Genomic DNA, 18755 nt, shown 5'->3' with positions numbered 1-18755 from the left:
ATTACTTATATAAACTCACAGTTTTCAAACTAATATCCAAATATTCATCATAAAATGCTATACTTTTAAAATATCCATCTTTTTCTTTTCTAACTTTAGATTTAATCCCAACCCCGCTATTTCATTTGAAAGCACCTCAAAGGATGCTGGGGTGCCAGCCTCCAATGTGTTTTCACCCTTAACCATGGATTCGTAAATCTTCGTCCTTCCTTCTACATCGTCACTTTTCACAGTAAGCAACTCTTGCAAATTATGTGCAGCACCATAAGCCTCCAACGCCCATACTTCCATTTCACCAAATCTCTGCCCACCAAACCTAGCCTTTCCGCCCAGAGGTTGTTGAGTAATCAGCGAATATGGACCTGTCGCTCTTGCATGTACTTTTTCATCAACCAGATGGTGAAGCTTTAGCATATACATATAACCCACAGCAACTTTTTGCCCAAAAGATTCTCCAGTACGTCCATCATACAACACTGCCTTTCCATCTTCCGGCAACTTTGCTTCTTTCAGTGTCTCGCGTATCTCTTCCTCTAAAGCACCTTCAAAAATGGGCGTAATTGCCCTAAAACCTAGCTTTTTAGCTGCCCATCCCAGGTGGGTCTCCAGAATTTGTCCGACATTCATTCTGGATGGCACGCCCAATGGGTTCAGTAGCATCTCTACCCTGGTTCCATCTGCCAAAAAGGGCATATCTTCTTCAGGAAGTATCTTGGAAATAACTCCTTTGTTACCATGCCTGCCGGCCATTTTATCACCAACGGAAAGCTTTCTCTTCGTTGCAATGGAAACCTTCGCTAGTTCCAAAACCCCTGTCGGCAATTCATCTCCGCGCTTCAACTGGTTTATTTTCCCATCTCTTTCTTCTTTTAACTCCTCCATTTTTCTTTTGTATTCCTGTGAAATTTCAAGTGCCAGTTCCTTTTTCTTCTTACTACTAAATGCGATATTTTCAATATTAAAATGATCTTCCATTGCAAGTATCGTTTTTTCAGACATAGCTCTCTCTGTTTTGTAAACCTGACCGGTTTGAATATCTACAAGAGCTTCTTCAATCTCTGCATTTATAGCTTTTAACATCTTTGCAAATTCTTTAGCAATAGTCTCATTATACTTTGACTCTATCTCGCTTACCTCACCCAATATTTTCTGTCTTTTTTCTTCTGAAATATACGACTTTCTTGAAAATACTTGCGTATTTATAATAATACCTTCCATGCCGGACGGAACTTCCAGCGATTCATTTTTAACATCTTCACCAGCACGTCCAAATATTGCATGTAACAGTTTTTCTTCAGGCGAAAGTTCACTCCTGCTCTTGGGCGCTATCTTCCCTACCAAGATATCTCCGGGTTTCACCTTTGTTCCAACCCGAATTATTCCATTTTCATCCAAATTTCTTAGTGCTTTTTCTGAAACATTTGGAATATCGCGAGTAAATTCTTCTCTACCCAACTTTGTTTCACGTATTTCCACCTCAAATTCATCTCTGTGTATAGAAGTGAATCGATCATCTTTTAACAAGGCCTCACTTATCACCATAGCGTCTTCAAAATTGTATCCATCCCATGTCATAAACGCTACTAATACATTTTTACCTAAACTAAGTTCACCATTATGTGTAGCCGCCCCGTCAGCGATGACCTCTCCTTTTTTGATTTTTTGCCCTTCGGTGACTATAGGCTTCTGATTTAGACAAGTACCTTCGTTTAACCCAACAAACTTTCTTAGTTTATAAATTTCATTGTTATCAATTACGATTTCATTTGATGATACCTTTGTAACAGTTCCATTCTTTTCCGATTGAACAGTCATGCTTGAGTTTTTGGCGACTACCCGTTCCATGCCCGTTGCGATAATAGGAGGTTCTGTCTTCAGCAGAGGAACAGCTTGTCTCTGCATATTCGACCCCATCAGCGCTCTATTCGCATCACTATGTTCCAGAAATGGTATTAAACTTGCGGAAACACCAACCATTTGTTTAGGAGAAACATCCATATAATTTACATCTTTGAAAGCCGTGTGCTTAAAGTCGCCATCGTGTCTGCATAGCACTTCCGTCTTGCCCAGCGTATCTTTAGTACTGATTAAAATATCTGCCGGCGCTATCAAACGACCCTCTTCCTCGTCTGCCCGTAAATATATTATATTTTTAGAAGGTTTTCCTTTTTCTATTAGACGATATGGTGTAATCAAAAAACCGTACTCATCGATTGTTGCGTATATACTTAAAGAAGCTATCAAACCAATGTTTGTACCTTCTGGCGTTTCTATCGGGCACACCCTCCCATAGTGAGAAACATGTACATCTCTCACCTCAAACCCAGCCCTCTTTCTATTCAAGCCGCCAGGTCCCAACGCACTTAACCTTCTTTCATGAGTTAGCTGTGCCAACGGATTTGTTTGGTCTAAAACCTGCGAAAGTTCACTTCGGCTAAAAAAATAATCGATCGCTGAAAATATGGTTTTCGAATTTACCAAAGAACGCGGTGTTAATTGTTCTGTCTCTTTTACACTTAACCTTTCCTGTATGGTTCTTCTTAACTTTAAAAACCCCTTTCTCAACTCTTCACCAACAAGCTCATCTATCGTCCGAAGTCTCCTGTTGCCTAAATTATCTATATCGTCAATTGATGCCCCAGGGGTACCTTTCCTCAACTTCATCAAATACCTAATAGCTTCTACAAAATCCTCTTTTTGCAAAGTCATTTTAGATGAATCGACATCATGACCCATCTTCCTATTTAATCTAAATCTGCCTACAGGCCCCAACCTATATCTTTTTTCATCAAAAAATTTATCATAAAATAACTGCCTTGCCTTTTCCACTTGCTGTGGGTTGCCTGGTCTGAATCTTGCGTAAATTTTCAACAATGCATCTTCATGAGACTTTGTAAAATCTGACTCCAGAGAATTTAATATTAAGTTGTCTTCTACTTTTTTGATCACATCTACTTTCTTTATTTCCAGGTCTGTGATTGCCTTAACCGTTGAATCAGAAAACTGACGACCCGCGTCCAGCAAAATTTCCCCAGTTTCAGGATTAACAACCTGCTCTGCAGTAAACCTACCTCTCAACTTTGCAGCCACATCATAATCAGCGATTTTCACCGTTTCTACTTCATGAAACAACCGAATAATATCCTCATCATTTGCGTATTCTGCGGATAACGCCCTGAGAAAACAAGTAGCGGGTAATTTTCCACTCTGATCAATCCTGACAGTAAGTACATCCTTCTTACCCACCTCCAACTCAATCCAACTTCCCCGCTCAGGAATTATTCGGCAAGAATGTAATCTTTTTTCTGCGTAAAATTCTTCTATAAAATCTACCCCTGGCGAACGATGTAATTGAGCAACAATCACCCGTTCTGTACCATTAATAATAAATTCTCCGCCACCGATAACAACAGGAATCTCACCCAGATAAACCTCTTCTTCTATAGGTTCATCTTTATCCAAACGCAACCAGACGCGAAAAGGACGCCCGTATGTCAATCGCAACTGGCGACATTCGTCTTGTGAATAACGAGGTTTTCCTAACTCATATTTAACATAATTTAAAGTTATGTTGCCATCGTAGTTGCTGACAGGAAATATCTCTCTCAATATAGCCTCAATACCAACATTTTTCCTCTTCGATGCTGGAATATCCAACTGCAAAAAGTCCATATATGCTTTCGTTTGAATCTGTGTAAGATTTTGAAGCTCTATTACTTCATCTACTTTACTGTAGTTTCGTATTTCCATAAATTCCCAGAACTTTAAAAGTTGGCAAAAAAACTGTTTATTTTATTTCTACTTTGGCACCAGCTTCTTCTAATGTTTTTCTAATTTTGTCAGCGTCTTCCTTCGTCACCCCTTCTTTAACAGCCTTAGGCGCACCCTCTACAAGATCTTTCGCCTCTTTGAGGCCTAAATTTGTTTCCGCTCGAACCGCCTTAATTACTTGAATTTTGTTAGCTCCCACCTCTTTTAGAATTACATCAAAAGATGTCTTCTCTTCTTCTACGGCAGCCTCGGCTCCAGCCATAGGCATACCAACAGGCATTGCGGCTACTGCAGATGCGGAAACACCAAATTTCTTTTCGAATGCTTTTACTAATTCAGATGCCTCCAACAGTGTCATTCCCGATACTATATCTAGTACCTGCGCTATTTTCCCGGTTACATCGACTTCTTTTTCTTCCATTATTTGAGTCATTTTACACCTCCTAACTTTCAGAAACCATATACAAATTACCCATTACTTTCTTCTTTTTGTGTTTTTATCTCTTGAAATATAGTTGCTAAACTGCGCAATATACTGTTAAAAGCGGTTGCCACCCCGACTATCGGAGCATTTATACTAAATACTATTTGGGATCTAAGCACTGGCAAGGAAGGAAGCTTCGCCAAACTCTTGATAGAATCAATTGACAGTGCCTCTCCCTCAAAAAACCCACCCTGCAACGTAAAAAATGGCAAATCTTCAGAGTATTTAACTGTTTCTTTTGCCATTAATACCGGATCATCCCCGCCACTTATGATAGCAGAAGGACCATTTAGCAAACCAACTATTGCCGTCTTGCCTATTTTCTTAAACGCAACCGCTGCAAGAGAATTTTTAACAACCTCCATAAGTATCTTCTTCTGCCATAATTCATTTCGCAACTGATTAAACTGCAAAGCAGTGATACCTCTATAACCAACTACCAGATAGCTACTCTTATCATCATAACGAGAAATCAGTTCTTTTATTGTAAGTTCTTTTAATTCATTTGGCATTGTTCTGTCTATTCCCTTAGCTACACATTTTAAAATTAAATTTGCAACATTACGCCAGGACTCATCGTCGAAGAAAGTGAAACCTTCTCTATATACATCCCTTTTGCAGCCGATGGACGCAAGTTCAATATATGTTTAATAAATGTGTTTATATTGTCGGCAAGATCTGCAACGGAAAACGACAGCTTTCCAGCAATTGCATGAACATTTCCACCAGCATCATTTCTAAACTCAATTTTACCTGCTTTAAACTCCCTAACAGCTGTTTCTACATCGTCGGTTACAGTTCCCGACTTGGGAGACGGCATTTTACCCTGAGGACCTAACACTTTACCTAATTTACCAACTATTCTCATCATATCCGGAGTAGAAATTGCGACGTCAAAATCCCCCCATCCCCCCTCAACCTTTTTCACCAGATCTTCAGCACCAACCTCTTCAGCTCCTGCATCTTTCGCAATAGTTGCTTTTTCTCCAACGGCAAAAACTATCACCTTTAAACTTTTGCCAATACCCTTCGGCAAAGATATAGCACCTCTAACAAGCTGGTCTGATTGTTTTGCATCGATACCCAACTTAATTACGACTTCGACACTTTCATCGAACTTTGCAGTCTTAAAAGATTTAAGATGTTTTAAGGCATCCTCTAATTCGTATTTTTTGTTTATATCTATATGTTTTAAAGATTCTAAATATCTTTTACTTCTTTTTAGCATTTTATAAATCCTTCTGATTAAACACAACTTCTCCCATTTTCATACACTAATCCACAATTTTAAGCCCCATAGTATGAGCAGTTCCTTCTATTATCCTCATTGCACTTTCTAAATTACTAACATTTAAATCTGCCAACTTTCTAGCTGCTATTTCCCTGATTTGTTGTTTGTTAACTTGCCCAACCTTCTGCCGATTTGGCTCTGGCGAACCTTTAACAATACCTGCGGATTGTTTTAATAGCACAGAAGCAGGCGGAGACTTAATTATAAAGGTAAACGTTTTATCTTTAAAAACAGTAATCTCTGCAGGAGTTAAAATTCCCTGCAAATCTTTCGTTTTATCGTTAAACTGCTTCACAAATTGCCCGATATTTACTCCATGCTGCCCAAGTGCCGGACCAACCGGAGGTGCAGGGGTTGCCTGCCCTGCCGGACACTGCAACTTGATTTTAGCCAAAATCTCCTTTGCCATTACATTCTCCTACCTTTAAATTGACTCTACTTGCCAATATTCTAATTCAACTGGCGTTGCCCTTCCGAACACGGTAAGCATAACCTTAACGCGGCCACTCGCAGGCAAAACCTCTTCAACTATTCCATCATAATTCTCAAACGGTCCTTCTTTTATTCGTACCTTCTCGCCTTCATTAAATTCGATCTTTGCACGCGGCCTTTCTTCTTTCTGATCCAGATCAGAAAGAAGTTTTTCAACCTCATATTTGGTCATAGGCACAGGCTTACTCTGGCCGCCAATAAATTCCCCTGTGCCTGAAGTTTCGCGAATCGTAAACCAAACTTCCTTTGGAATTTGACCTTTTTCGTCTACCTCAATCTCTACCATTATGTATCCTGGATATATTTTGCGGTCAGATACCCTCTTCTTACCACCCTTAACCTCAGAAATTTTCTCACTCGGCACCAGTACATTTGTAATCAGGCTCTCCATACCCTGTGCTCTTATACGCTCTACTAAATTGTCCCTGACTTTATCTTCTCTATTGCTTTGCACACGCAAAACAAACCATTCCTTTGGCATCTATTTATAAACCTATAAAAACCTAAAAATTTCACGTCTAAAATTCAATGCGATTGCATCGCGTATAATCAAGGAATGAGTAAAATGCGCCGAAAAACCCATCAAAAGTACGTCAATCAGCACACAGGCTTTATAGTACTCCAATATACTCCATGAAGAAGGAGACGACCCAGTCTACACCTAATATAAAAAATCCTATGATTACCACAGATATAATCACAACAATCGTGGAGCCAACCAACTCATATCTTGTAGGCCATGATACTTTCTGAAGTTCATTTTGAGTTTCAACTAAAAATTCTACTGCTTTTTTTCCGCCTTCATCAATAGGCCTCAGCCCGGTTTTAAAGCCAGCAACCAAGATACAAATCAGATACCCCAGAAAAACAAAAAGCGCAACCGAACAAATTAATCCCCATGTAAGCTCAATATCTACAAGGGGAACCCTCGCATTTTCAAATATATTTGGCAATCCTATCAAGACATTGTACAACGAAATGGAAGCAAACAACGCTAGCAACCCTAACGCAATACCAACAACTATCCTGCTATAAGATCCTTGGCCCTTCTTATGAATAACAAACAATGACATTAGCTTATCTTATTACTCTTGATCTAAGATTGAAAATAATTAAATGGCAGGTCTGGAGGGATTCGAACCCCCAACACCCGGATTTGGAGTCCAGTGCTCTACCAATTAGAGCTACAGACCTTTAGTTACACCCAAACACACAGAAAACTACTTTTTATATTCTTTGTGGAACACATGCCTTCCACAGTTCTTACAAAATTTCTTCAATTCCAACTTTTCCGCCTGCTTTGCCTTTTTAGGCGTTCTGTAGTTCCTGTTGGAACATTCACGACAAACCAGGGTAATATACTCTCGCATCAACAAACCCTCAAAACCACATTATAATTTATTCAACAATTTTTGTAACGACACCTGCACCCACTGTCTTCCCACCTTCCCGAATTGCAAACCGCAGCCCCTCATCCATAGCTATCGGCGTTACCAATGCTACATTGATCTTCACGTTATCTCCAGGCATCACCATCTCCGCACCGCCTGTCAAAGTTACCACCCCGGTCACGTCAGTCGTCCTAAAATAAAACTGCGGCCTATATCCATTAAAAAAGGGAGTATGCCTTCCCCCCTCTTCCTTAGTCAATATATACACCTCCGCTTCGTATTTAGTATGCGGCGTTATACTGCCGGGTTTCGCTAACACCTGACCACGCTCCAGATCATTCTTCTCCACCCCCCGCAGCAACAATCCCAGGTTATCCCCTGCCTGTCCCTCATCCAACGTTTTGTTAAACATTTCCACACCAGTAACCACAGACTTCTTTATATCCGGCTTAATCCCAACAACATCTACTTCATCTCCTACCTTCACTCTACCCTTCTCAACCCTGCCTGTTCCAACTGTACCACGCCCTTTTATGCTAAACACATCTTCCACGGACATCAAAAACGGCTTATCTATTTCCCTTACAGGATCGGGGATGTAAGTATCCACCGCATCCATTAGTTTCAATATCGGACCACAACTCGCACATTCAGCACCTCCACATCCACACTGTGCCGCCTTCAGCGCAGAACCCTTCACTACAGGTATCTCATCCCCAGGAAAATCATATTTACTCAATAGCTCCCTTATTTCCATCTCTACAAGTTCCAACAGCTCCTGATCCTCTAACATATCCACCTTATTCAGGAACACCACAATCCTGGGAACTCCCACCTGCCTTGACAACAATATATGCTCGCGGGTCTGCGGCATCGGACCATCCGGCGCACTTACAACCAATATCGCTCCATCCATCTGCGCCGCACCTGTTATCATATTCTTTACATAATCTGCATGTCCAGGACAGTCCACATGCGCGTAATGCCTCTTCTTCGTCTCATACTCCACATGCGATATCGCTATCGTTATACCTCGTTCGCGCTCTTCAGGAGCCTTGTCAATTGAATCAAACGGCCTATCCTTCGCCAACCCCTGCTTCGACAATACATGCGTTATTACTGACGTCAGCGTTGTCTTACCATGATCCACATGCCCTATCGTACCTATGTTTAAATGCGGCTTTGTTCGCTGAAATACTTCTTTAGCCATGCGCTACCCCTTTTATCTTAATATTTTCACCATTATATAATTGCCCAAAATATATTTCCTTAAAAACTCCCACTACACATATCCACAAACTAGCAAAGACCACGACACTGCATATCAAACGCAAGCGCTGCCTGCATTTTATCTGGAGCTGCTGATGGGATTTGAACCCATGACCTCGTCCTTACCAAGGACGTGCTCCACCACTGAGCTACAGCAGCAATTGCTCATTATTCAACAAAACTATAGATACCGTTATATTTAAACTATACATACTTTTTCAAAAAAGCCAGAATTTATCAAATATAACAAAAAAATATAAATGTCAAACAAAATAAGCCGAAACCCACAAATTATCTAAGCAATCCAAAATTAAGTAATATCAAAACATCAATTGCATCCAAATTGTTCGGCAAAAATACTTCCGTCTGAAATGATTTACATTGATTAGGAAATATTGCAAAAGTAAAACTTTTTACATTTTAAACCCTTGCATACTTAAACATGGCAAGATTAAACTTAGTGCCGCTGAAGAATTACAACATACATTAATAATGCAACGTATACGATATTATACGTACCATGTTGAACGAAAGACTTTCTCGATAATTATAAAATTTTATACGAATTTTTCAAAAGCGGGCGATGGGAATCGAACCCACATGACTAGCTTGGAAGGCTAGGGCTCTACCATTGAGCTACGCCCGCAAACAAAGCATCATTTATGACATTTTTTCAAAAGACATCAAAAACCAAGATAGTTTGCGAAACCTAGATATTATTCAAAAAAAACGAATATTTTGCTGTCAAGCCAATATGGCAATATGTTCCAGAAGAACCTCTTTTTAGTTTCCCTCCCCAACAACCCCAAGAAAATGTCTGTCCGTCAATAAAAAAAGGTTCGCAGACAATTCAGCGATAACTATTCAGCGTAATTTATTAAACTACCGGAGATCAGAGCGCAACTCGTTCCCAAACAGATACTTCACTATGTTCAGTACAAGGTTTGGGAACGAGCCGTGTATCGTTTATGCTGAATAGTTACATTTATTAAGACTATGCAAAAACTCAAAATGATATTGCGTGATTACTTTGCTGACTAAAATTTTTAACTTTTGGAAGGTCATTCAGAAATCATCTATTGCTACACCTTTAAATATACTCAAGAAGTTCACAAAATGTGATTTCAGAAATGCTATAACTATTTATGTTAACAAAAGTTAAATCTAATCTAGAAATCTCTATTTGTGAACCCCTACAATATAGCATACAAACTACGTCACTATTTAAAATTTCAATACCAAAGAGAGAAATGCAAACAGCAAGATTTTGTTTTCCGTTCCAGAGAGACCTCGTAATTGTTTTCCTGTTTTTGTTCTGGTAAGTGGCATTGTTTTAGTTTTCTTCAGACATAAATATAAGATGGTGGGTGGAGGAGGATTCGAACCTCCGAAGGCTATGCCAACAGATTTACAGTCTGTCCCCTTTGGCCACTCGGGTATCCACCCTTTTGCGGTCGAACATCTTACTTTAATGTTTTTCCAAACAAAATTCATTCGGCACAGATTATACGTCCAATAACCTTAATTACAATAAAATCTTTTAGTTATTAAAAAATAATAAATTACAAAGCTAGCGGTGGGACTCGAACCCACAACCTGCGGTTTACAAAACCGCTGCTCCGCCATTGAGCTACGCTAGCACAGCGAAATTTCGATGATATCAAAACATTAACATTATTCAAGCAAAATTTATACTTATGCCAATTTGTTTTAAAAGTTTTTAATAATTTTTTACTAAATGAGGTAGATGTCCAAATGATAAATAGTTTTGTCAAAAAAACGCAGCAGAAAATATTTTGAAAATCATACATCAGGCAGGACATGAACTTAAGACGTTTCAATACTTTTGCGCCCACAAAAGACAAGCGACCCTGAACCCTTTGCAAAAATACAACGGGGCAAAAAGGCACTTTTGCAATAAAACATCTGCAATGTCAGCGATTCCTTCGTTTCAACTATCCCCCATCAATGCTTTTCCCACACCCATGTTTCAACGAGAACTCGTCGATAACTATTTTAAAGTCAACGCTAAATGACTTTTTAAAAACATGTTATTGTAAGATATTTTCAATATAGCTTTCGTAATTTCTTTTCATTTCACCAATGCTATCGCCTCCAAACTTCTCCGTAAAAGCCCTGGCTATTTCAAAAGCTATCATTGCTTCACAAACAACAGACGCGGCAGGAACCGCACAAATATCTGATCTCTCATATGAAGCGGCTACCGGTTCCTTTGTCAGTAAATCAACAGACCTTAAAGACTTTTTTAATGTTGGGATAGGTTTCATATACGCCCTCACAACAATAGGCTCTCCGTTGCTTATCCCACCTTCTATCCCCCCCGCATTATTTGTCCTCCTTTCAAAACCTCCGGTTAATGTCTTTTTTTGCTTCGGATACCCATAAAATATTTCATCATGCGCTTCCGATCCAAATTTGTTTGCAATGTCAAAACCAGTACCGATTTCAACCGCTTTAATCGCCTGAACAGACATAATTGCAAAAGCAAGTCTTGCATCCAATTTCAAATCCCACTGCGTATGATTCCCAATCCCGATTGGTAAACCATTTGCCACCACCTCTATTATTCCGCCAAGTGAGTCACTCATTTCAACCGCCCGTTTTATCTTTTCAACAATTTTACTTTCGATTTCACGATCAATGCAATATATTGCGCTATCATCACGGATTTTGACCGCCGTCTCTATAGTATCTTCTAATTGTTTTTCAGAATTGATTCCTCCGATACCTTTGACATAACCAAAAACCTTTATCCCAAAATGCGAAAGCAATATTTTACACACAGCGCCAACTGCTACCCTTGCGGCAGTTTCCCTTGCGCTCGCACGCTCCAATATATTCCTTGCATCTTTATGTCCATATTTTATTACGCCTGCCAAATCCGCATGACCAGGGCGCGGTCGTGTAACAACTGGAAGCGCATCAATCTTATAATCGCTGTTTTTTATCATTAAACAAATAGGGCTGCCCAACGTGATATTATTTCTTACCCCTGAAAGAATTTCCACACAATCTGCTTCTATTTTCATTCTTCCACCTCTGCCAACGCCTCCTTGTCTGCGCCTTAATTCTCTATCTATCAATTCTTTATCAAGAAAAATACCCGCCGGGAAACCTTCCAAAACAGAAACCATGCATTTTCCATGAGATTCTCCTGCTGTTTTAAAATATAACATTCAACGCCTCCGGTAATGATAAATTATTAATTGCTTAATGCAATTTAATTGTGCTAGAATTTCAGGATTATATACATAATCATTTTAAATAACAATTCGAATTCAAAGTTATAATGTACAAATTCTTTATTACCCTCCGTTATTTACGCAGCAGGAAAATTTCTTTTTTTGCAGTAGCCGGTGTTGCAGTAGGCGTTATGACATTAATTGTTGTCCTTTCTGTTATGAATGGGTTCGATCAGGAATTACGTAGCAGAATAAGAGGAACGTTAACACACATTATCATTACAAAAGGAGGCATGTATGGCCTTGAAAATTATACACAGGTGATGGAGAAAGTAAAAGCAACCGAACATGTATCTTCCTGTGCTCCCTTTGTCGAAGGGCCTGCTCTTATAAAAATACGTGGAAGAAAGGAATTTGTATATTTTAAAGGAATTAATCCCGTTGAAGAGGCAACCGTTGGCGATTTTAAGGCTTTTTTATCCCCTTTCAGGAAAGAACCTGAAGATTTACAAAAAACTCATGGAGAAAACCAAACCGCTAGCGCATTTTGTGGTATAGAACTACTGAGGGTTAGTCCGGGTGACCCGGAAACAGACCCAATAAGTTTTGTGCAGGAAGGCGAGCAAATAGTGCTGGTTACGTTAAAAAACTGGGACAAAATCAGTGTAAAAGCATTTGTTATTGAAGGAACATTTAAATCGGGAATGTACGATTACGACAAGAATTATGTGTATATTCCTCTTGCTGCTGCACAAGAATTGACGGGTATAAAAGAAAGGGACGCCGTATCCGGAATAAGCGTAAAACTTCATGATTACCGCTATGCAAATGAAGTGCGTGACAAGTTGCAATCTTCATTGGGCTTTGAATATTATGTGCAAACATGGGAGGATGCCAGGAGGACATTTTTGACCGCTGTAATGCTAGAAAGGCGTGTAATGGCATTTATACTCTTTTTTATCATCGTTGTTGCAGGCTTTAATATATTGGCAATTCTGACGATGATTGTATTGGAAAAATCCAAAGACATTGGCATACTAAAAGCATTAGGAGCTACCACACAAGGTATTATGTCCATTTTTCTATTGAACGGACTATTCATTGGCAGCATTGGATCCTGCGTGGGAGCTGCTATAGGATTTTCCGTTGTCTTGCGTATTAATTGGCTGGAAAGCATATTATATAATATGACAGGCTGGAGGCCATTCCCACCTGAAGTATATTACTTTGACCAGATACCTACTGTCATCAAACCGGCAAGCATTATGATTACTATATTCATCGCAATACTCAGCAGTGTGATTTTTAGCATATATCCCGCTATAAGGGCGGCAAGGCTAGATCCCGTTGAAACCCTACGGTATGAATAACTTCCTCAAAAGAAATCAAATTTGTTGACAACTGATAAAATTGCTGTTAGCATTTCCTTCTGTTTTAGAAGAGAAAATGTTATTAATGTATATTTAAAGTGTCTCTCCGATCATATTTAATTACGCGAACATCTCAAGATTCGTTTAAACGACATATGATTTTATTTTATTTTTAAAAATTCGTAGTTTTGTCATGGTAAATTATTACAATATCCTGGAAGTGCATGAAGAAGTAAGCGCTGAAGAAATAAAACGCTCATTCAGAACCCTGATTAAAAAATTCCATCCCGATATAAATGGCTCAAACAAAAAATGGGCGGAATCAAAAACAAAAATTATTATTCAGGCGTATAAAACTCTTTCCGATACTCATTCCCGCAAACAATATGATACGCTTCACAAACATTCCCAAAACAAACAGAACACCGTTCGGGACGCAAAGCCCAAAACATCCTCCACTAAATCAGAAAAAATCAGCATGGAAATTCGTATTATTTTTTCCGACCTTCTCAATGGGTACACAAGTAGCGCTATTGAGAAATATGAGTATTTGCTAAATACTTCCCCTGATACGGACTTCTTCCTCCACCTTAACCATCGGGATTTTATCGATTGCAAATTTTTGCTGGCAGAGGCTTATGAAAAATCCGGCGAATATGAACTTTCAATAAAACTTTACGAGTACATACTGGAAAAAGGGAAACAGGCTGCTTATCGGCAACATCTGCTGGAGGAGACAAAAGAAAGAATCAGAAATATTTATTGCCGTAAATTAGCAAAAAAATCCTCCCCGGATAAAGCCCTTATACATTATCAAAATTTACTCAAATTGGACTTATGCAAAAACGAACAGGCGTTTGTTTACAAAAAAATGGCCGAATGCTCTCTTAAATTACAGGACTACGAAAACGCTTTAAAGTATCTTCATGTTGCATTATCCCTAAAACCAAAACTTCAGGGATTAAATAAACTGAGAATAAATCTTAATCAATACCTGCAGAATTGTTTTATATAAAATAAAATTTATGAAAACAACACAACCGTTACTGACCACCAACATTTCACAGCTTAAATTACACAACCGCGGAAAAGTTCGTGATATTTACGAAGTTAATAATGATTTGCTTATCGTTACCACAGACCGTATTTCCGCATTTGACGTGGTTCTCCCAAACGGGATTCCCTATAAAGGACAGGTGCTTACAGGATTGTCAGAATATTGGTTTCATTATACTGCCGATGTCACTGAGAACCACCTCATTACCACTGATATCGATTCTATTGATAATACATTTGTCAGACACCATAAAGACATCCTTCAGGGCCGGTCTATGCTTGTGAAAAAAGTAAACGTTATCCCGGTAGAATGTATTATCCGTGGATACCTGGCAGGTTCCGGCTGGAAAGAATACCAAAAATTCCAATCAATTTGCGGAATAAAGCTGCCTGCCGGGTTAAAAGAATCGGACAAACTCCCTGAACCCATATTTACTCCTTCAACAAAAGCACATACCGGCCATGATGAAAACATACCGGTTTCTGAAGTAATCAATCTGATCGGAAAAACGCTCACCGATGAATTAAAGGAGAAAAGTCTCAAAATCTATTCGAAGGCAAGTGAATATGCAAAAAGCAGAGGAATCATTATTTGTGACACAAAATTTGAGTGGGGCATAACGAATAACAATAAAACGATGCTTATTGATGAGGTACTTACCCCTGATTCTTCGAGATTTTGGCCGCTTGAATTCTATACACCAGGAAAACCACAGCCGTCATACGACAAGCAATTCATACGCGACTATTTAGAAAGCATACATTGGGATAAAAATCCACCAGCACCAGCACTTCCGCCCGACATAATCCAGAAAACATCTGAAAAGTATCTGAATGCATATAAAACGTTAACTGGCAAGAGTCTTATTTAACTCTTACGAACTAATGATGAAGGTTCACCCAAATACATTGGCGGCATATCTTGAAGTAGCCAAACAAGCAGCCATGGAAGCAGGCGACGTCCTGAAAAAATATTTCAGAAAGTTAGATGCTTCTATGATTGAAGAAAAAGCCGCAAATGATTTTGTCACGGATGTAGACAGAAGGTCTGAACAAATCATCAAAAATCACATCATTACGCATTTCAGCGATCATGCCATATTGGCGGAAGAGTCTGAAACACAAACAAATACCTCTCCCTTTTTATGGATTATCGACCCATTAGACGGCACTGCAAACTACATCCACGGTGTGCCGGCTTTTGCTATCTCAATCGCTTTGGAAATAAAGGGAGAACTCTGCATGGGGATTGTATATGATCCTATAAAAGCCGATATCTTTTCCGCAGTAAAGGGACAAGGTGCATCAAAAAATGGCAAACCCATACATGTTTCTCTCCCGAAAAATCTGAATGACTCTCTTATCGCAACCGGTTTTCCATTCAGAAAGAAAAACATTGTTGACACCTATGTAAAGATATTCAGGGAATTGCTTAACCATGCCTCTGACATGAGAAGATGCGGTTCTGCAAGCCTGGATCTTGCATATACCGCGGATGGGATTTTCAGTGGCTTTTTTGAATATGCGTTATCGCCATGGGATATTGCCGCGGGCGCTCTTTTAGTTCAGGAAGCCGGGGGAATAACCACTGATTTTAATGGTAAAAACAACTATCTTAAAACCGGCAACATCATTGCCGGTTCTAAGATAATCCACAATGAACTACTGAAAATAATTCAGTCCAACGACCCCAATTACTTCGAAAAATAGCGTACAGATAACCCTGCTTATTAAATCCACAAAACACTCATTTTTAAAGAGCCGAGGCTTCTTAACTTATTGATAAAACCACACTTGATTTTGGTAACACTCTAGTCTTTTGAAACTGGAAATTGTTATTTGTAGTGCGACTAACCTCATCGTACTACATGAATTTATATAGCTTTAATGGGCTTAGATATCAAGTGAGGAAGGAACATCAACCGCTTATATTGCCCTTACACTATGCGGCAAGCAGTGCTATTCAAGAACATTGTTAAATAATCCATATATAGTTATCTCTTATCGCAAAATGCACATAGAATCTATTGAACGGAAAACGGCTGTTTTGGCAAGACCAACTTTGAAATGTTTGAGTCAGGTCGCAACAATTAACCCTACAATAGGGTGCAGCCATCAATGCGCATATTGCTATGCAAGGGGATATTCAATCTATCCTGGAGATGGTAAGGTACTTGTGTATGAAAATATGGCCGAAAAGTTAAAAAAAGAATTGCCACGACGCAGAAAACTACCAAAATATGTCTTTTTCAGTTCTTCGAGTGATGCCCTTCAGCCGATTCCTCAGGTAATAAATTTGTCGTATGAATTAATGCAGACCCTGTTAGAATATAATATTGGTATAAATCTCCTTACAAAAGGACGGATACCAATAAAATTTCTTGACCTGTTTAAAAGACATAAAAAATTAGTACATATTCAGATAGGTATTACCACATTAAACCGGAATATACAAAGAATCATAGAACCTTACGCCGCCACTCCAGGCGAAAGAATACGGAACATTGAACAATTGTGCAACGTGGGGATTGTGCCGGAAGTGAAATTAGACCCCCTTATACCGGGAATAACCGACACAAAAACCAACTTAACCGCATTATTCAGAGTTTTGCAGAAATATGAGGTAAACGCTATGGGCATTAATTATCTCTTTTTAAGACCATTTATTAAGAAAAATCTCTATAAATCTCTCAGGAAAACCTCTTTATGGGAAGAGATAAATGCACATTACCAAAATGGCAGTTCCATCAACCTGCTGGCAGAAAAATCACGTATACAGGCACTGGATGTACACTATAGAAAAAATAGTTACCACGCTATTGATGAACTGGCAGGTCTTTATAAAATAAGCGCTTATGTTTGCGGTTGCAAGAATCCTGATATCACGGAAGAACCATTATGTGATATAAATTGGGGAAAACATTTTCAAGATACCCCGAAACAAAAAGGTTTGTTTGCCTCACAAATTCTTACAGAAAAAATTTTTTAATGGTATGTTTTGCCGTCTTTTGTAAATAATGAAAACAAGAAGATAGCCCGATGTATCGAACAGGAGATAATCAGACGGCGAATATTCATATAAGTTAGCCAATAGTAATACTATACGTAAATTAACCTTTTGTTTTTACCTGAGAAACAATCCTTAGAGAAAAAATGCCCTGGCAGAGAAATATGGAAGTAAATAAGTCGTATATTTAGTGTATGTAAGTTGTTATATACCACATGCTATATTGTCTTTATAAAAACAAATAATGCTGCATTGGCCTGCCTATTTAATTGCTTGACAAAAAATAGGTGACATTTATAATGACTTTTGAGGTCTTTGAGGTCTGAAAATGTTCGAGAATAATAAATTTTTGAACAGGCCTTTGTAATGGCAAAGTAATTTTTCCTCCATAGTTATTGTTTTGGAGTAGCAGATATGAATTATTTCAAAACAGCGGTTCTACTCGTAGTATTAACCCTGATACTCGTTTGGGCCGGAAGTATTTTTGGCGGTAGGCAGGGGGCGGTTTTTGCTTTTGCGATTGCAATGGGGATGAATTTTTTTAGTTATTGGTACAGTGATAAAATCGTCCTGAAAATATACCGTGCACGCCAGATTACAGGACAAGATTCACCGAAGTATTTTGCGCTGGTGAAAGAACTCACCGCAAATGCCGCATTGCCCATGCCAAATTTGTATATTATCCCCACTCAGGCGATGAATGCCTTTGCCACCGGTAGAAACCCTGGGCACGCCGCCATAGCAGTCACGGAAGGGTTGTTAAACTCTTTAACGCATGAAGAGTTAAAAGGCGTCCTGGCACATGAGCTTTCTCACGTTAAAAACAGAGATATTTTAATATGTACTATTGTTGCGACGATAGCCGGCGCAATTACCATGCTGGCGAATATGGCGCAATGGACTGCCATGTTTGGCGGCTTTGGAAGGCATGATGATGACGATAGCGGGGGAGGAGGCGTAGTCGGTCTCATAGCTCTCGCCATAGTAGCTCCTATTGCTGCTTTGCTGATACAAATGGCTATATCACGTTCAAGAGAATATGCCGCGGATAAAAGCGGAGCGCTTATGGCACGTAATCCGGCAGGATTGGCTAGCGCCCTTGAAAAACTGCACCAGGCCGCGAGGGTCAGGCCGTTAGATGCGGGAACGTCATCCGCACATCTGTTTATAGTAAATCCATTAAGCGGTCGTTCATTTGCTTCGCTTTTTAGTACGCATCCGCCAATTGAGGAGAGAGTAAAAAGGCTTCGATCAATGGCGTAAATTGGGTTTATCCAAGGGGGATAATTATTGCAGTATAATTATCCGTGACATGATTTAGTATGCCAGCCGAAGGGAAGGTGATGTCTGATTTGGTTTTTGATAAATAATACAGACTCAATCACTTATTCACCGTATTGAATTGTGTCAAAACAACTTAA

The 18755-nt window shown here is 39.2% G+C and carries 16 protein-coding genes and 5 tRNA genes; 6 read left to right on the top strand and 15 right to left on the bottom strand.

The window, feature by feature from the left end:
- Positions 1-57: 57 nt before the first annotated feature.
- The 15 genes from rpoB to aroC all read right to left on the bottom strand — a co-directional run bounded on the left by rpoB (position 58) and on the right by aroC (position 11895).
- Positions 58-3750 (bottom strand): DNA-directed RNA polymerase subunit beta, encoded by a 3693-nt coding sequence (gene rpoB / locus M5U24_RS14295; protein WP_099325882.1) that lies wholly within the window; start codon positions 3748-3750, stop codon positions 58-60.
- 37 nt (positions 3751-3787) lie between these two features.
- On the bottom strand, positions 3788-4192 hold the full coding sequence (rplL, locus tag M5U24_RS14290) for a 50S ribosomal protein L7/L12 (RefSeq protein ID WP_230408083.1): 405 nt from the start codon (positions 4190-4192) through the stop codon (positions 3788-3790).
- A 47-nt stretch (positions 4193-4239) separates the two neighbouring features.
- Complete coding sequence (gene rplJ / locus M5U24_RS14285) at positions 4240-4767, bottom strand: 50S ribosomal protein L10 (protein WP_099325880.1); 528 nt, start codon at positions 4765-4767, stop codon at positions 4240-4242.
- Between the two features lie 35 nt (positions 4768-4802).
- On the bottom strand, positions 4803-5483 hold the full coding sequence (rplA, locus tag M5U24_RS14280; RefSeq protein WP_099325879.1) for a 50S ribosomal protein L1: 681 nt from the start codon (positions 5481-5483) through the stop codon (positions 4803-4805).
- A gap of 46 nt (positions 5484-5529) precedes the next feature.
- Positions 5530-5955, bottom strand: a complete 426-nt coding sequence (gene rplK / locus M5U24_RS14275; protein ID WP_099325878.1) for a 50S ribosomal protein L11 — start codon at positions 5953-5955, stop codon at positions 5530-5532.
- A gap of 15 nt (positions 5956-5970) precedes the next feature.
- Positions 5971-6519, bottom strand: a complete 549-nt coding sequence (gene nusG / locus M5U24_RS14270; protein ID WP_099325877.1) for a transcription termination/antitermination protein NusG — start codon at positions 6517-6519, stop codon at positions 5971-5973.
- Positions 6520-6649: 130 nt separating this feature from the next.
- Complete coding sequence (secE, locus tag M5U24_RS14265) at positions 6650-7111, bottom strand: preprotein translocase subunit SecE (protein WP_099325876.1); 462 nt, start codon at positions 7109-7111, stop codon at positions 6650-6652.
- A 44-nt stretch (positions 7112-7155) separates the two neighbouring features.
- A tRNA-Trp gene (locus M5U24_RS14260) sits at positions 7156-7232 on the bottom strand.
- A 26-nt stretch (positions 7233-7258) separates the two neighbouring features.
- The gene (rpmG, locus tag M5U24_RS14255; protein WP_099325875.1) at positions 7259-7408 is read right to left on the bottom strand and encodes a 50S ribosomal protein L33; all 150 of its coding nucleotides are present in this window, start codon (positions 7406-7408) and stop codon (positions 7259-7261) included.
- A gap of 28 nt (positions 7409-7436) precedes the next feature.
- Positions 7437-8639, bottom strand: coding sequence for an elongation factor Tu (gene tuf / locus M5U24_RS14250; RefSeq protein ID WP_099325874.1), 1203 nt, complete (start codon positions 8637-8639; stop codon positions 7437-7439).
- A gap of 143 nt (positions 8640-8782) precedes the next feature.
- Positions 8783-8857: transfer RNA gene (locus M5U24_RS14245), tRNA-Thr, on the bottom strand.
- A gap of 416 nt (positions 8858-9273) precedes the next feature.
- Positions 9274-9344 (bottom strand) — tRNA-Gly (locus tag M5U24_RS14240).
- 715 nt (positions 9345-10059) lie between these two features.
- Positions 10060-10144, bottom strand: a tRNA-Tyr gene (locus tag M5U24_RS14235).
- A gap of 122 nt (positions 10145-10266) precedes the next feature.
- Positions 10267-10338: transfer RNA gene (locus M5U24_RS14230), tRNA-Thr, on the bottom strand.
- Between the two features lie 411 nt (positions 10339-10749).
- Positions 10750-11895 carry a chorismate synthase gene (aroC, locus tag M5U24_RS14225; RefSeq protein ID WP_099325873.1) on the bottom strand — a complete coding sequence of 382 codons (1146 nt, stop codon included), beginning with the start codon at positions 11893-11895 and terminating at the stop codon, positions 10750-10752.
- Between the two features lie 113 nt (positions 11896-12008).
- On the opposite strand from aroC, the gene M5U24_RS14220 reads away from it, so the two are divergent.
- The 6 genes from M5U24_RS14220 (at position 12009) to htpX (ending at position 18597) form a co-directional block, all read left to right on the top strand.
- The gene (locus tag M5U24_RS14220; RefSeq protein ID WP_099325872.1) at positions 12009-13271 is read left to right on the top strand and encodes an ABC transporter permease; all 1263 of its coding nucleotides are present in this window, start codon (positions 12009-12011) and stop codon (positions 13269-13271) included.
- 193 nt (positions 13272-13464) lie between these two features.
- The gene (locus M5U24_RS14215) at positions 13465-14286 is read left to right on the top strand and encodes a J domain-containing protein (protein ID WP_099325871.1); all 822 of its coding nucleotides are present in this window, start codon (positions 13465-13467) and stop codon (positions 14284-14286) included.
- Between the two features lie 10 nt (positions 14287-14296).
- Entirely contained in the window at positions 14297-15199 is a 903-nt protein-coding gene (locus M5U24_RS14210) for a phosphoribosylaminoimidazolesuccinocarboxamide synthase (RefSeq protein WP_099325870.1), read from the top strand.
- 13 nt (positions 15200-15212) lie between these two features.
- Complete coding sequence (locus tag M5U24_RS14205; protein WP_298202781.1) at positions 15213-16037, top strand: inositol monophosphatase family protein; 825 nt, start codon at positions 15213-15215, stop codon at positions 16035-16037.
- A gap of 337 nt (positions 16038-16374) precedes the next feature.
- Positions 16375-17316: a radical SAM protein gene (locus M5U24_RS14200; RefSeq protein ID WP_298202780.1), complete on the top strand. Its 942-nt coding sequence runs from the start codon at positions 16375-16377 to the stop codon at positions 17314-17316.
- A gap of 432 nt (positions 17317-17748) precedes the next feature.
- On the top strand, positions 17749-18597 hold the full coding sequence (gene htpX / locus M5U24_RS14195; RefSeq protein ID WP_099325868.1) for a zinc metalloprotease HtpX: 849 nt from the start codon (positions 17749-17751) through the stop codon (positions 18595-18597).
- The last annotated feature ends 158 nt before the right edge of the window (positions 18598-18755 follow it).

The sequence above is a fragment of the Candidatus Kuenenia sp. genome (assembly GCF_027493735.1).
GTDB lineage: Bacteria > Planctomycetota > Brocadiia > Brocadiales > Brocadiaceae > Kuenenia > Kuenenia stuttgartiensis_A.
Note: the sequence above shows the minus strand (reverse complement) of the source record. Positions and strands in the feature narration are given on the sequence as shown.